The organism is Chitinophaga eiseniae (assembly GCF_012641265.1).
Lineage (GTDB): Bacteria > Bacteroidota > Bacteroidia > Chitinophagales > Chitinophagaceae > Chitinophaga > Chitinophaga eiseniae_A.
In genome coordinates, this window is the sequence record NZ_JABAHZ010000001.1 from 215600 (window position 1) to 231821 (window position 16222).

8 protein-coding genes are annotated in these 16222 nt (G+C 45.3%); all 8 read left to right on the forward strand.

Features of this window, described 5'->3' with window-relative positions; all coding sequences use genetic code 11:
* Window positions 1-103: 103 nt before the first annotated feature.
* The gene (locus HGH91_RS00805) at window positions 104-4195 is read left to right on the forward strand and encodes a hybrid sensor histidine kinase/response regulator transcription factor (RefSeq protein ID WP_168736570.1); all 4092 of its coding nucleotides are present in this window, start codon (window positions 104-106) and stop codon (window positions 4193-4195) included.
* Between the two features lie 128 nt (window positions 4196-4323).
* The gene (locus tag HGH91_RS00810) at window positions 4324-4491 is read left to right on the forward strand and encodes a hypothetical protein (protein ID WP_168736571.1); all 168 of its coding nucleotides are present in this window, start codon (window positions 4324-4326) and stop codon (window positions 4489-4491) included.
* Between the two features lie 130 nt (window positions 4492-4621).
* Complete coding sequence (locus HGH91_RS00815; protein WP_211092153.1) at window positions 4622-7780, forward strand: SusC/RagA family TonB-linked outer membrane protein; 3159 nt, start codon at window positions 4622-4624, stop codon at window positions 7778-7780.
* Between the two features lie 27 nt (window positions 7781-7807).
* Window positions 7808-9385, forward strand: coding sequence for a RagB/SusD family nutrient uptake outer membrane protein (locus HGH91_RS00820; protein ID WP_168736572.1), 1578 nt, complete (start codon window positions 7808-7810; stop codon window positions 9383-9385).
* Between the two features lie 24 nt (window positions 9386-9409).
* Window positions 9410-10627, forward strand: coding sequence for a glycan-binding surface protein (locus HGH91_RS00825; protein WP_211092154.1), 1218 nt, complete (start codon window positions 9410-9412; stop codon window positions 10625-10627).
* 25 nt (window positions 10628-10652) lie between these two features.
* Entirely contained in the window at window positions 10653-12113 is a 1461-nt protein-coding gene (locus tag HGH91_RS00830) for a cellulase family glycosylhydrolase (RefSeq protein WP_211092155.1), read from the forward strand.
* A 24-nt stretch (window positions 12114-12137) separates the two neighbouring features.
* Window positions 12138-14060, forward strand: a complete 1923-nt coding sequence (locus HGH91_RS00835) for a glycoside hydrolase family 97 protein (RefSeq protein WP_168736575.1) — start codon at window positions 12138-12140, stop codon at window positions 14058-14060.
* Between the two features lie 34 nt (window positions 14061-14094).
* Window positions 14095-16200: a beta-galactosidase gene (locus HGH91_RS00840; protein WP_211092156.1), complete on the forward strand. Its 2106-nt coding sequence runs from the start codon at window positions 14095-14097 to the stop codon at window positions 16198-16200.
* The last annotated feature ends 22 nt before the right edge of the window (window positions 16201-16222 follow it).

Genomic DNA, 16222 nt, shown 5'->3' on the forward strand with positions numbered 1-16222 from the left:
AAAAAATTTCTCTCCCGGCAATGTGAACCGGAAAACAACACCAGTGGGGAAGTGCATGGATGCGGGGCTGGTGCAGTATTATTTATACTTAAAATTTATCACAATGCGTTACCTCTTTGGGATGGTATTGTTACTCCAATCCCTTATTGTTTTATCACAAAGTGAGCATTATAATTTTTCAAAAATTAATACTTATAATGGTCTGTCTCACAACCAGGTAAACGCAGTGCTAAAGGACCAGGACGGATTTTTGTGGTTTGGGACTACCTATGGACTGAATCGTTATGATGGTTATGCCTGCAAAATTTTCCGTAAAGATCACAACGATAGCGCTTCGCTGAAGAACAATAATGTCATAGGTTTTTATGAGCTTCCCGATAGGAAAATATGGATATCGACCATGGGAGGCCCCTGTATTTATAACCCCGATACAGAGAAATTTGATGGAGATTATAACAGGTATTTATCTTCTATGGGCTTACCTCCCGGTTCAATTTCCAATATAGTAAAAGGAAAGGAGGGGCGCTACTGGTTCCTCTACGTAGACAGGGGCTTATTATATTTATATTCAGCCAGTAGCAGAAGTGTAAAACCGTTTAGCCCGGAGAGGGGCATCCAGCCTGCAGAAAAGATTGCTTCAGTAAAGGAAACGGAAGATGGAAAGTTATGGTTGGTATATGAAACCGGCTTTTTGCAGGAGTATGACGTACAGACGGGAAAGGAGGTTTTTTCCAGTGCTGCGTTACAAAAGCAGCATAAAGGAGACAGACCTTTTAGTCTTTTTATTGACAAAGATGGAGATGTTTGGTGCTGGTCTTATAATAATGGGCTCTTTTTTTTACATCCGGAAGATAACACCCTCATACGGATGGGAAAGAATACTTTTCCGGCGAGGCTGAATTCGGAATTGGTAAGCCAGGTTGTCCAGGATAATAATGGTTTGATCTGGGTAGGAACCGATCATGGGGGCATCACTTTAATCGATAAAAAGAACGGGTTCAACACCAGTTTCCTGGTAAATAATCCAAATGACCCCAAGAGTGTTAGCCAAAACAGTATCACCTCCATGTATAAAGATGATCAGGGAATTATATGGGTGGGCACTTACAAGCAAGGTGTAAGTTATTATAATGGCAACATTGTACAGTTTCCCTGGTATCATCACCTGGAGTCAAATCCAAAGAGCTTACAGTTTGATGATGTAAACCGTTTTGTTGAAGACAGGTCTGGCAATATCTGGATAGGTACAAACGGCGGTGGGCTGATCTGTTTTGACAGGAAGAATAATACGTTCAAACAATACCTGCATGAACCCAATAATAGCAATAGCCTGAGCAATAACGTTATTGTGAGCTTGTGGATAGACCACGACAATACGCTGTGGGTGGGTACTTACCTGGGAGGCCTTAATAGTTTCGACGGCCGGAAGTTTACACACTACCGGCATAATGATAATGACTCCTCCAGTTTGGCAGATGACATAGTTTGGGAGATATTTGAAGACAGGGAGCAGCGGCTGTGGATAGGCACTTTAGGCGGTGGGCTGGATCGTTTTGACAGAACAGCAAACCGGTTCATCCATTATAAAAGCGGGGGAGGAGCGAACTATGTTTCTGCTATCATGCAGGAGAAAAAAGGCGATTTGTGGATTGGAACAAGTGGAGGTATTACTGTTTTGGGGAAGAATAAAGCGCTTGCTACGCTTTATAAACATACGAACAAGAAAAACAGTCTAAGCGATGATGGTATTTTCTCCTTGTTGGAAGACAGCAAGGGACGCATTTGGGTAGGAACGAGAGAGGGGCTCAATTTGTTTAACAGGCAAACGGGCGAATTCCAGGCATTCACTGTATCAGATGGGCTTCCAGACAATATGATATTAAATATCCTGGAAGATAGTCATCAAACATTATGGATTTCCACACCTAATGGGTTATGCAATGTTATTCCCGGGCAGAATAATGGCGCTATTACCTTTTCTGTAATTAGTTACGATGCAACTAACAACCTTCAGGACCGGGAATTCAATGAGAATGCCGCATTGAGAACAAGGAACGGGGAATTGATCTTTGGAGGACCATCGGGATTTAATATCATCAGCCCTGCTTCCATAAAAAAGCCTGTTGGGCATCCGGCAATAGTTTTCACCGGTTTCCAGATAGCAGATAAAAATATTGAGCCCGGCGAAACCGTCAATAACCGGGTGTTGTTGAGCCGTGCTTTGTCGCGGCTACAAAGTATTGATCTGAAATATAAGGAAAATGTGTTCTCCATAGACTTTGCGTCGCTCGATTTCTCACATAACCGCAATGACAAATACGCATACATGCTGGAGGGATTTAACACCGACTGGCTGTTGACGGATGATAACCAGCGAAGAGCCACTTATACCAACCTTAGTCCTGGTCGGTATACTTTTAAGGTAAAAGTGCTGGACAGAACAGGATTATGGAGTGATATAAAGGCTTTACAGATCAATATTGAGCCGCCATTATGGAGAACACCCATTGCTTACCTGGTGTATTTACTGATCGCTGCCGGTTTGTTTTTGCTTATCCGGCGCATTACATTAGACCGGATACACATGCGCTTTGAAGTGAGGCAGCAGCGGAGAGAAGCGGAAAGGGCCCACGCCCTGGAGCAGTTAAAGACAAAGTTTTTTACCAATGTGAGCCATGAATTCCGTACGCCCTTAAGTCTTATCATTGCACCATTGGATAAAATCATTAAACAGGCTACTGACCAGGAGCAGGTGGCCCAACTGAACCTGGTGCAACGGAATGCAAAACGGCTTTTGAACCTGGTAAACCAGTTGCTTGATTTCAGAAAGATGGAAGTACAGGAGACAAAACTGCATCCCGCAGTAGGTGATATCATCAGTTTTTGCCGGGAAACCAGCCACTCTTTCACCGATATCGCAGAAAAGAAGAAAATCCAATTTTCGTTCCTGAGCAATATCGACCACCTCGAAATTTATTTTGACAAGGATAAGATAGAGAAGATTTTATTTAACCTGCTTTCCAACGCTTTTAAATATACCTATGATAATGGAAATGTGAGTGTCAAATTGACATATAACGTGCCTGTTGCGGGTGACGCCGACGGAACGCTCGCCATCAGCATAAAAGATTCTGGCATTGGTATTCCTGCCGGTCAGCACGAAAAGATATTTGAGCGCTTTTTTCAGACAGAAGTACCGGATAGTATGGTGAACCAGGGTACCGGGATCGGCTTAGCTATCACAAAAGAGTTTGTGAAATTGCATAACGGTATCATTACTGTTGAAAGTGAGCCGGATCAGGGTACTTGTTTTACGGTATTGCTTCCTGCAAGGAAGATGTATGTTTCACCCCTTGCTGTAACTCCTCCGGTACCTGTAGATGAGGTAGAATATGTAATAATGGAAGAAGGGAAGAAGCAGACCCGGAAAAAGACCATCATGATAATAGAAGATAACGAGGATCTGCGCTTTTATCTGAAGGATAATCTGAAAGAGCGGTATCATGTAGAGGAGGCTACTAACGGAAGTGAAGGCTGGGAGAAGGTAAAACGGTTAAATCCCGATTTGGTGGTAAGCGATATTATGATGCCTTTAATGGATGGGGTTGAATTGACCGGGAAAATTAAGTCGGAAATGCTCACTGCACATATCCCCGTTATTTTACTTACTGCCATGGGCAGCGAGGAGAAACAATTGGAGGGCCTGAAGGCCGGCGCTAATGATTACATTACAAAACCTTTCACCTTCGAGATCCTGGCCTCCCGCATTAATAACCTGCTGGCGCAACAGCAATTATTGAAAAAAAGATTCATGAAGCAGATAGAGGTTAACCCGGAAGAGGTGACAATAACACCGGTAGACGAAAAATTCCTGAAGCAGGCAATGGACATAATTGAGAACCAAATAGATAACCCGAACTTTTCTGTGGATGAATTCAGCAGGGAGATGTTCATGAGCAGGGTGACCTTGTATAGAAAGATTAACTCCCTTACCGGCAGGTCGCCACTAGAGTTTATCCGGTCTATGCGTATGAAAAGAGCCGCGCAGTTATTAAATAAAAGCGGAATGTCTATTGCAGAAGTAGCCTACCAGGTAGGGTTTAATAATCCGAAAGTATTCAGTAAGCTTTTCAAGGAAGAATTTGGGATAACGCCTTCAGAGTATGCGGCGAATCTTAAAAAGAAAAGCCTTTAATTCCCCGCTTATTAGTATGCAATCGATGAGATTCAGTTATTTGTAACATTTGAATCCTGTTGTTGAATCATTTGAGTCCCCAGCTTTTTGTTGTGTAGCATTAGCTTTACAACATTCAATCCACGTATATGAAACTACAACTACTACCGCTTTACATGCCGGCTGATACTCACCTTGGGGAAGCGCTGGCAGGCTATCCCGGGACAGGCCGGGGCCTCCCTTTTACCATGATGATGCTTTACTACTTCGTTCACCTCAAACACATCCACTTAAAGGTACCAGGTCATATTTTATAAATGGATAATAGGTTTGATGCCTGAACGCACTACCATTTTAATAGCCTGGTCCTGTCACGAATGTTATGACCTAATGAAATATCATCTCCGTCGATGGGAGATAATCGTCCACTTATGTAAAAAAATTAAAATGAAATCAACCAAAATGATTCGCGCGCGAATGCTACCGCTATTGGGTGTCCTTTTGGGATTCCTTTCCAGCACATCCCTCTTTGCACAAACGATAAAGGTAACCGGTAAGGTGATCAATAAAAGTAACTCCGCTGCTATCCCCGGGGCAACTGTTAGCTTAAAAAACACCAATCGCTTCGCCATTACTGATGACGCGGGAAAATTTACCATTGATGCGTCCATAGGGAATACCCTGGTAATTACCATAGTAGGTTACCAGAAAAAAGAAGTGGTTATAAACAAAACTGCGGCTATCGAGGTAGCGCTGACTGAAAATGTCTCACAACTGGGAGATGTAGTAGTGATTGGCTATGGTAAAGTAAGACGCCCTGATGTAACCGGCGCCATATCGTCTGTTTCCGGTGATGAACTCCGTAAAACACAACCGGTAACCTTTGATCAGGCGCTACAGGGGAAAGTTCCCGGCTTAGTGGCCCAGCAAATATCAGGTCAACCAGGAGGGGCGGTATCTGTACAGATCCGTGGCCTGTCTTCTTTTGGAGGCGGTTCACCTATGTACGTTATCGATGGGATTATTATTGGTGGCACCGCCACATTGGGCGCCGGTGTGAACCCATTGGCAGGCATCAATCCGTCTGACATCGAATCTGTTGACGTATTGAAAGATGCCTCTGCAACGGCTATTTATGGTTCCCAGGCTACCAACGGGGTAATCGTGATAACAACCAAACGGGGACAGGTGGCTCCGCCCAGCATTACCTATGATATGTACACAGGCTACCAGCAAATACCGAAAAGGCTGCCCCTGATGAACTTAAGGGAATATGCCGCTTTTATAAATGACAGAAACACCGGACTAGGATGGGGGTTTGATACCCGGCCGGAATTTGCGAATCCCAAGTACCTTGGCAACGGCACCAACTGGCAGAAAGAACTCTTCAGGAATGCCCCGATGTCGAGCCATACCCTCACCATTAGCGGGGGCGATACAAGGACACAATACCTGTTGTCCGGTTCCTATTTCAACCAGGAAGGTATTGCACTCGGGTCTAAGTTTCGCAGGATGTCAGTAAGATTGAATCTCGACAATAAAACAACCAATTGGCTGAAGATCGGTACCAGTCTGCAGTTGGTTAATATTAAAGAAAACGTAAACGCTACCAGCTCCAATGTTATTAATACAGCATTAAGCCAGACACCCGATATAGCGGTGAAAAATGAGGATGGTAGCTGGGGAGGCGCCTATAATCCCAATGGATGGGTGAATAGTACCGTAAACCCTTATGCCATCGCCCTTATTAATAAAGATGAGGCAAAGAGAAACCAGCTTTTTGGTAATTTATATGCAGAAATTGCATTTACCAGGGACCTGACCCTTCGGAATGAAGTAACAGGAAGCTTTTCAATGGCTACAGAAGACCGGTTCAACCCTTCCTATACATTTGGGCTGGTAAAAAACAACCTTAACAGCGCATCTTATAGCACTTCGCAAAACTCATTTACCACACTCAGAAATTTTCTGACTTATGCGCATTTGTTTAAAAATAAGTACAATGTAAATGTGTTGCTGGGACATGAAGCACAGTTGAGCACGAATGAAAGCTCGGCTGAAGGCAGAAGTAATTTCCCTTCCAATAATGTGCAGGTCATCAGCAGCGGAGATCCTACCACGGCCACCAATGCCGGAACCAAAGGACAAAGTGCCCAGGAATCTTACTTTGGCCGTATCAACTTTGGCCTTGATGATAAATACCTGTTTACCGCCAACGTCCGCGCAGATGGTTCTTCAAAGTTTGCACCCGATAACCGCTGGGTAACTACCTACTCAGGCGCCTTTGCCTGGAAATTAAATAATGAAGAATTCCTGAAGCAGGTGAAAGCGCTCAACGAGTTGAAGCTGCGGCTGGGATATGGTTTAACGAACAACCAGAATATCCGGGATTATGCCTATACATCTACGTTGGCCACTGTGGCTACGGGGTTGACGGGCATCGCACAACTTACCCAAAATGTGGGTAATCCATATGTGCAATGGGAAAAAACAAAGTATGCAAATATAGGACTGGACGGTACGCTCTTTAACTGGAGGATCAATTTCTCTGTGGACTTTTATAACCGTAAAACAGATGGATTGGTGCTGCAGATTCCTTTACCACTGTATTCCGGAACGGCTATTGGCTATTCGCCGGGAACACTGGATGCTCCCTATGTCAATGTAGGTACCGTTAATAACAAGGGCTTTGATTTTAGAATCAGTTCCACCAACATCAAAAGGAAAAATTTCACCTGGAAAACAGACTTAACGGTTTCGCGTAATATTAACGAGGTGTTGAAGCTGAATACAGATGGCGCTTCGCTGGACAGACAATATAGCAAAACCGTTGTGGGCAGGTCTATTGGCGAGTTTTACGGGTACGTGATTGATGGAGGCGTATTTGCAACGAGAGAAGATTTTAAGACCCATGCATTACCTACAAAAAATGGGGTGCCATTACCTGTAGGAGCTGCCGGTGGAAGCATCTGGTACGGTGATCTGAAATTCAAAGATTTTAATGGGGATGGTGTGATTGATGAACATGATCAAACGTTTCTGGGTTCCCCCATACCTAAATACCAGCTTGGGTTTAACAATACCTTCTCCTATAAAAATTTTGACCTGAATATATTTTTCGCCGCCAATGTCGGCAATAAAGTATATAACCAGTTACGTATAAATGGCGAGTATCCGGGTACCAGTTATGGATACCTGAAGGCGCTGAGCAACTATGCAAAACTTACTTTGATTGATCCAAATGGAAGTGCCACTGATATTGATAATATAAAGGTGACGAATCCCGATACCAGGATTGTGGGCATCAGGAATGATAACACCAATGATAATAACCGGAACTCTGATAAGTTCGTGGAAAACGGAACTTTTTTGAGATGTAAGAATATTTCTTTAGGGTATACGCTCCCTGAAAGCCTGATTTCCAGGGCCAGTATTAAGTACCTGAGAATTTACTTCAACGTTTCAAATGCTTTCATCATTACCAACTATAAGGGAATGGATCCTGAAATCGGATCATGGGATCCGTTGAGCGCCGGTATAGATAATGGTTATTATCCACAGCCCCGGGTATTTACCATTGGTGCTAACATTAAATTGACCAAATAAAATATTCATCTGTTAATATCAATCATTATGAGATCAATATTGGATAAAATAACTGCATTCCTGTTCATAATAATAATGATGGTGATGGCAGGATGCTCCAAAAGTTTTTTGGATCGTCCGCCGTTATCACAAATAAGTGCCGATAATTTTTATCAAAGTACCAATGATTTAAGGCTGGCTACAGCTGCGCTTTATGCCGGTAGCCCCTGGGGCGACTGGAACTACAACTGTTATTTACCTGTGGGCGATGTACTGAGTGGAAATATGGCGGTGGGTTACTGGGGTGATGCCGTGCAGCTGAATACGTTTACCGTTACCGGCCTGAATGGGATTATGATTGCCAACTGGAAGTCGATGTATAAAGTCATCGCGCATTGTAATGTTACCATTAATGCTATCCAGCAGAAAGCGCCTGATTCCATAGCTGGCCGGAACAAAAATGCCGCGATTGCGGAGGCCCGGTTTATACGCGGATATGCCTATTACAACCTGGCTGTGCACTGGGGCGCTGTTCCTGTTATTGAAGATAACAGCAAGTTGATTATCTCTCCCTTGATTAACCGGATAAAAACGGAAGACGTATACAAATTTGCGATCAACGATCTCACATTTGCAGCCGGGAATCTTCCCGCTGCTGATGTGGCAGGAAGAGTGACCACCTGGTCGGCACAGGGTATGCTGGCGAAGGTTTATTTAACCGCTGCCGGATTGAACCGGCAAGGCACCAGGAATCAGCAATTCCTGGATAGCGCAGCAAAATATGCAGGAAATGTATGTAAGAACAGCGGGCTGGCATTGTCTGCCAATTATGCTGATCTTTTTAAAACCCAGTTTAATGATAATCCTGAGTCACTGTTTGCCTTACAATGGGCGCCAAGCGGCTCCTGGCTGGAAGGTAATATGTTGCAGATCTACTCCACCAGTGCAGAAATATCTGCCAACGGATCGGCTGGCTGGTTTGGGATAGGGCCAACGGTAGATATGTACAAGTTATACGCTACCAGGGATTCAATAAGGCGTAAAGCTACTTTTATGATCAACGGCGACTATTATCCCGAGCTGAATGCTGCCGGCGGTGGATTTAAATTTACCGGATCGTGTGCATTGAAAAAACACGTTATCGGCACCGCCAAGGATAATAATGCGCCTACCATGACGCAAACAACTTCTACAGAGCATAATGCCTTGTTAAGGCTGGCAGATGTTTATCTCCTGTATGCAGAAGCGGTACTGGGCAACAATGCCTCCACGAACGACGCCGACGCGCTTTTATATTTTAACAAAGTGCGCGCCAGGGCAGGAATGCTTCCCGCACCAAAAATAGACGCCGATAGCGTGTTGCTTGAAAGAAGAATTGAACTGGCAGCAGAGGGCCAATACTGGACAGACCTCGTAAGATTATCTTATTATAACCCGGCAAAGGCCATCAATATGTTAAAAGGTGAAACAAGGGTAACCTTTACGATATCAGGCGGTGTTTTAACACCAGCCAGTCCATATGGGGTAATTACTCCGCCCACTATCCAGAGCTTTACTTTCCCTATACCTTCTTTTGAGGTGACTGCCAATCCGAAACTACAGGAACCTCCGGTATCATATTATTAAAAAAAAACTCAAAATTATTATACCGTGAATAAAGCAACATTCCACCACATATATAAAAGCTGGCCGCTTTTCGTGCTTGCAGTGATTTTTATTAGTATGCCATCTGCCTGTAAGAAGGATGTGACGGCCGGGGCACCGGAAATAACAAGCGTTAGAAATTACGCAGCGTCTCCCGCAGATACCCTCGTCAACACGATCACTACTGGCCAGCGGGTAGTGCTGATCGGGCATAATTTAAAGGATGCGGTACAGATCTCTTTTAATGGGGTGCCGGCTTCCATCAACAGCGTACTGTTTTCGGATACCAGTGCTACGGTGCAGGTACCTGCTGTGATACCGTTTCCATCGGTGCCTGCAGAAACCCTGAACACTATTCGCTATGTAACCCGGCAGGGGACGACTACCTTTTCCTTCAGTATTGCTGCGCCGCCGCCATCTATCACGGCAATTTCCAACGAAAATGCCAACGAAGGCGATTCCGTTTATATTTCCGGTCTCAATCTGTTCTTTATAAAGCAACTCACCTTTGCCGGTACCGCGATTACTCATTATGCCGAGTCCGGCGATGGTACGTCTGTCGGATTTATACTGCCGGCGCTGGCCCAGGCAGGGCCAGTAGTTATCACCACTAAATCCGGCACGGCTACCACTCCGTTTAATGTGAATGACGACAAAACGGGTGTGCTCTGCAATTTTGATAATGTCAATACGTTTAGCTGGGGCACGAGCACCGATAACAGCAGTATCACGTATCCGGGAAACAGGGGCTATTATGCCGTTTTGAAAAACGATGTATTGCCGGCAGGAGATGGTACCTGGTGGGGTTTTGGGCGCAGTATCAATACCGGCGATGTAAAGTGGGTGCCTACCGATAGTTTGGGCGTTGCTGTAGGTGATTATGCCATTAAGTTTGAGATCAATGTTCGTACTGCCTGGTCCGGCACCTCTATTTATGTGGTAAAAGGTCTTTCATTTGACTACCTGGCCAGGTACGAGCCATGGCAGGGAACTGATGGTACTGTTGCTCCCTTTACTACAAAAGGCTGGCGTACGGTAACGATACCTTTATCCCTGTTCAGGACCAATGATGGCAAGGGTACAGCAGCTGCAAGCCTGACCACTTTGTTAGGGGCCACTGCCACCGGTGCTGTAAATATCCAGACAAAGAACTTTTCCGGTTCTCCTTCTGCTTCCGGTTTACAAGCGGCTATTGATAATATCCGGGTGGTAAAGATTAAATAGCATGAGCAAATTTTAACCAAGTTATATGAATATGAAAATCAACAGACGGTATGCGATGGTGAGCCTGCTCTTTTTTACCGTTACGGCTACGTGTTGTAGCAAAAAGAGCCCTATTACGCCAGAGCTGTCAGTTTCTTCGTCGGAAATTGTTTTTCAGCCCGATGGAGGCGTCGCTGACGTATCTATTACCAGCAACGTAGACTGGAATATTAGCAATCCCGCTTCCGGCTGGCTACAGGTTAGCCAGGCAACCGGAAATAGCGGTAAGGCGGCTGTAATGGTCACTACTACACCCAATACAACCGGTGCAACCCGGTCAGCGGTATTGGTGATTAGTGCCGGAAACAGCCAGGTGCGCAGGGTTAATATAAAACAGTCCAGCAGCTTATATCCTGGCTACAATACATCACCGGCGCCAGCCGATGCCAGCGGTATGGGAAGCAATGCGGTACAACTGGCGGCGAAATTCAAACTGGGCTGGAATATTGGAAATACGTTAGAAGCGATTGGGGGAGAAACCGCCTGGGGAAACCCATTGATTACGGAAAGTTATATCCAGGCTGTAAAACAGCAGGGATTTAATGCCATCCGCCTGCCTTGCTCATGGGACCACTATTCGGATAAAGCTACCGCTAAGATCCAGGATGAATGGCTGAACCGCGTGAAACAGGTAGTACAGTATTGTGTAAATAACGATATGTATGTTTTGCTCAATATCCACTGGGATGGCGGCTGGCTGGAGAATAACATCAGCAAGGCTAAACAGGATTCTGTCAATGCGAAACAAAAAGCATTCTGGGAACAAATAGCCACCAAAATGCGTGATGTTGATGAGCACCTGATGTTTGCCAGCGCCAACGAACCCGCAGTGGATAATGCGGAACAGATGAGCGTTCTTAGCAGCTACCACCAAACCTTTGTCAATGCCGTGCGGTCCACCGGTGGCCGTAACAGCTACCGGGTACTGGTGGTGCAGGGCCCCTCAACCAATATTGAAAAAAGCAATGACCTGATGAATACACTTCCTGCCGATGCGGTGAAAGACCGTATGATGGTAGAGGTACACTATTATTCTCCCGCCCAGTTCTGTATACTGATGGACGGCGATGCCTCCTGGGGTAAAATGTTTTATTACTGGGGCGCCGGTCATCATTCTACTATTGAGCCTGACCGGAATGCTACCTGGGGCGAAGAAAGTGAAGTGGATAAATCCTTCGGCCTGATAAAAACGAAATTTATTGATAAACAGATCCCTGTAATATTGGGTGAATACGGCACCTATCGACGCGGTAACAGCAGGTATGTTCCAAAAGACCTGGCTACTCACAACGATGCAGTAGATTATTGGTTGACCTATGTTACCAAACAGGCAATTGCCAGCGGTGCGAAACCCTTCTATTGGGATATTGGCACGGCGCTGGACAGGCGGAATAACACGGTGCTTGATCAACGCACTATGAATGCACTAAGGGCGGGTGGTAACTAACAATTAAGCACAAACATGGTAAATATGAAATTTGCGATTGGCGTTGTTTCCTTTTTTTCTTTTTACGTGATGACATCGTTTGCCCAAAAGGTAACGGTGCAATCGCCGGATCAACGGATAAGTGTTTCTTTATTTTCTACGGAGGATAGTGGATGGTATATCAAAGCATCCTGCAACAACCAGGGAAAGATGGCGGAAGTAATTCCACGTATTGATATTGGACTGGTACGCAGCGATCAGGAATTTTCAAAGGAGCTGAAGTTTCTTAAAGCGGGTAAACCCCGGCTGATCCATGAGCAGTATACTGCATTACATGGTAAAAGATCGATTTGTACCAATGAAGGGAATGAAGTGATCGTTTCTTTTGAGAATCCCTCCAAAGCAAAAATGAACCTTGTTATCAGGGCTTATAACGATGGCATTGCTTTCCGTTATGAGTTTCCGGAGAATCAAGGAACGTTTGTGGTAAAGGATGAACTGACTGCTTACACCATCCCCAAAGAAACAAACCGATGGATGGAAAAATGGAATACGGCCAACGAAGGATTTTATACTTCCATGAGCGATAGTAGTATTCAAAGGCAGCAATGGTGTTACCCGGCGCTGTTTAAGTTAAAAGATAATTCCAGCTGGTTCCTGTTACATGAAGCTGATGTAACAGGAACCTATTGCGGTACTAAGCTCAGTAACACCCATGATGAATCGGTGTACAAATTGACGTTTCCAGATCCGGGAGATGGGAGAGGACTGGGGGCATCACAACCTACCATCACGCTGCCGTGGCAATCGCCGTGGCGCGTGATCATTGCAGGTTCCCTGCCTGATATCGTGGCATCTACCCTGGTGGATGATGTGTCGGCTCCTTCCGTTGTAAAGCATACCGATTGGATTAAACCTGGAATTGCTTCCTGGAATTACTGGTCCAGCAACCACGGCACACGGGATTATAAAATTGTTTGTGAGTTTGCCGACCTGGCAGCGGAAATGAACTGGCCCTATACCTTGCTCGACTGGGAATGGGATAACATGGGTAATGGAGGAAACCTGGAGGATGCACTGCAGTACATTCAATCAAAAGGAGTAAAGCCATTGATGTGGTATAACTCTGGTGGTCCTCATACTTATGTTAGTTCTACACCCCGCGACAGGTTGCTGACGCATGAAAAGAGGGTGGAAGAATTTACAAAATTGAAAAAGTTGGGTGTTAAAGGTATAAAAGTCGATTTCTTTGAGAGCGAGAAGCAGGATATGATCCAATACTATCTTGATATTCTGAAAGATGCAGCCGAATTCGAAATGATGGTTTATTTCCACGGTTGCCTGGTGCCGCGGGGATGGACAAGGACCTATCCCAACCTGATGACGCATGAGGCGGTACGCGGGGCGGAATGGTACAACAATGGCCCGGATTTCACCATGGCTGCCCCGGCGCATAATACTGTTCTGCCCTTTACCCGTAACGTAGTAGGCCCCATGGATTATACACCGGTTACCTTTACCAATTCTCAATATCCGCATATTACTTCGTATGGGCACGAGCTGGCATTGAGCATTGTTTTTGAATCCGGCATTCAGCACCTGGCAGACCGCCCGGAAGGCTATCGCCAACTACCGGATGCCGCCAAAACATTCCTGAAAGAAGTGCCGGCTGCATGGGATGATACCAGGTTACTGGCCGGGTATCCGGGTAAAGATGTGGTGCTGGCACGTCGCAAAAATAATGTTTGGTTTATCGGTGGCATTAACGCCGAAATGCAGGAAAAGAAGGAAGCGGTAAGTTTTAGTTTTCTGCCAGAAGGTATTAAATATAAGCTGACATTAATTAGTGATGGGAAACACGATAAAGCATTTACTACCAGGTACCTGGTGGTAGACAGATCCAGCACAATAGACGTTCCCGTGCTTCGTCGTGGTGGATTTGTGGCAGTAGTCGAGCCCATACCCTGATAAAAGAACGTATTGAAATAGAAATTTGATAGAAATGAAAAGAATAGCAAGACGATTTGCACTTGGGATCACCAGCCTGTTAATGCTGCTGCTGTTGGGATGGAAGGCCAGGTCACAGGATGCCAGCCGGTTTTTTCCTGCGAAGCACCTTATTACTACCGGTATCTATTACTATCCCGAGCATTGGGATGAAAGCCAGTGGGAGCGGGATATAAAGAAGATCTCTGAGATGGGTTTTGAGTTTGTACACCTGGCTGAATTTGCCTGGTTTAAAATGGAACCCACAGAGGGGAAATTTGAATTTGAATGGCTTGACAAGGTAGTAACCCTCTGCGCAAAATATAATCTAAAAGTACTCATGTGTACTCCTTCTGCCACCACGCCGGCATGGATGAGGACTAACTACCCGGAAACCTTCGTGATGGATGGACACTATATCCGCGGAGAACAAGGCACCCGCGGATTGGGATCGATCGTTAATCCCGCCTACCGGAAGTTTGTAAAGAACATTGTAACGGAGATGGGTAAACGTTACGGCACCAATAAGCATGTGGTGGGTTGGCAACTGGATAATGAACCGGACGCGAAAGCTGATTACAGCCCTTCTTCCCAGGAAGCCTTCAGGCAATGGCTGCAACAAAAATACAAAACCATTGAAGCATTGAATACCGCCTGGGGAACGGCCTTCTGGAGCCAATGGTACAATAATTTCGACCAGGTGATCATTCCAAATACCAACCTGGTAGGCTGGTGGGGTAATAATCCCCATACGCTGCTGGATTTTAAAAGGTATTGCGCAGATGCACAGGGCGCATTTCTCGATTTTCAGGCGGACCTATTACGGGAAAATATCTCAAAGGACCAATATATCACTACCAATTACACCGCGGTTTCTACAGGAGCCGATCCCCGGCGGACGAATAAACTCGATTTCGCTACCTACACGGCCTATCCCAATGGAGGAACCAACAATATCGGGGATTTGGGCTTCCGTTTGGGAAACAGTAAAGTAATTCTTTTTGCAGCTGAATATTATAAGTCGGTTGGCGGAATTTCTGGCGTGATGGAAATTCAGCCGGGCCCTGTCAACTGGGGCAGTTATAATCCGCTATTGCTTCCGGGTACCGTGCGTATGTGGCTTTATCACACATTTGCCACAGGAGGGCGATTGGCCAGCTCTTACCGGTTCCGCCAGATCAACTACAGCGCTGAGCAATATCATGCCGGTGTGATGCAAACAGATGGCGTAACGCCTTCGCCTGGTGGTGAGGAGTATATGCAATTTATGAAGGAAATAAAGGCACTAAGAAAGGAATACAAACCAGGCATCGCCATGCCGGAAAAGGTGGCGGCCCGCTCAACAGCCATTGTTTGGAACCTCGAAAATTACTGGACAATAGACCGGCAAAAGCAAACCTGGCAATGGGATTCCTGGAATTACCCGGTTAAATTCCTGGAAATAGCCAAGTCATTCGGCGCGCAGGTAGATGTCATCCCGGAAAGTGCCGATCTGTCGAAATATAAGTTTGTCATTGTGCCTGCATACGAAATGGTAGATGGTGCTTTGATTAAAAAATGGCAGGAGTATGCAGCAAAAGGCGGTCATTTGATCATTACCTGCCGTACAGGCACCAAGGATCGTATGGGACACTTTTGGGAGACAGGATGGGCGGAGCCTATGTCCGGACTGATAGGCGCCCGGGTCAAAGCAACTGATATGCTTTCAAATAGCGCTAAAGGGGATATCCTGATGAAATCAACGCACTATAGCTGGAATAACTGGGCTGACTTACTGGTGCCGGATAAAAATACAACGCCGCTTGCCACATATGACAACCAGTTCTATAGTGGAAAAGCGGCAGTGGTAAAACATAAGACAGGCAAAGGTAGTGTTACGTATATCGGGGTGGATACAGATGATTCGAAATTGGAATCAGATGTACTGCAGGAGATCTACAACGATGCAGGTGTTACTACTGAGCGTTATCCGCCAGGGGTATATGTTTATTGGCGGGATGGCTTTTATGTGGCGGTGAATTATTCTTCTGATAATTATGAAATGAAAATACCCGGTCAGTCCCATATACTGATTGGGGAACAAGTATTGAAACCAGCAGGAGTATTGGTTTGGAGCGAATAAAATAACGTTTAAAAAAAATAAA

Coding starts and splice junctions, on each gene's coding strand:
- HGH91_RS00840 (WP_211092156.1), top strand. CDS start 14,095: ATGAAAAGAATAGCAAGACGATTTGCACTTGGGATCACCAGCCTGTTA.
- HGH91_RS00815 (WP_211092153.1), top strand. CDS start 4,622: ATGAAATCAACCAAAATGATTCGCGCGCGAATGCTACCGCTATTGGGT.
- HGH91_RS00820 (WP_168736572.1), top strand. CDS start 7,808: ATGAGATCAATATTGGATAAAATAACTGCATTCCTGTTCATAATAATA.
- HGH91_RS00830 (WP_211092155.1), top strand. CDS start 10,653: ATGAATATGAAAATCAACAGACGGTATGCGATGGTGAGCCTGCTCTTT.
- HGH91_RS00810 (WP_168736571.1), top strand. CDS start 4,324: ATGAAACTACAACTACTACCGCTTTACATGCCGGCTGATACTCACCTT.
- HGH91_RS00805 (WP_168736570.1), top strand. CDS start 104: ATGCGTTACCTCTTTGGGATGGTATTGTTACTCCAATCCCTTATTGTT.
- HGH91_RS00835 (WP_168736575.1), top strand. CDS start 12,138: ATGAAATTTGCGATTGGCGTTGTTTCCTTTTTTTCTTTTTACGTGATG.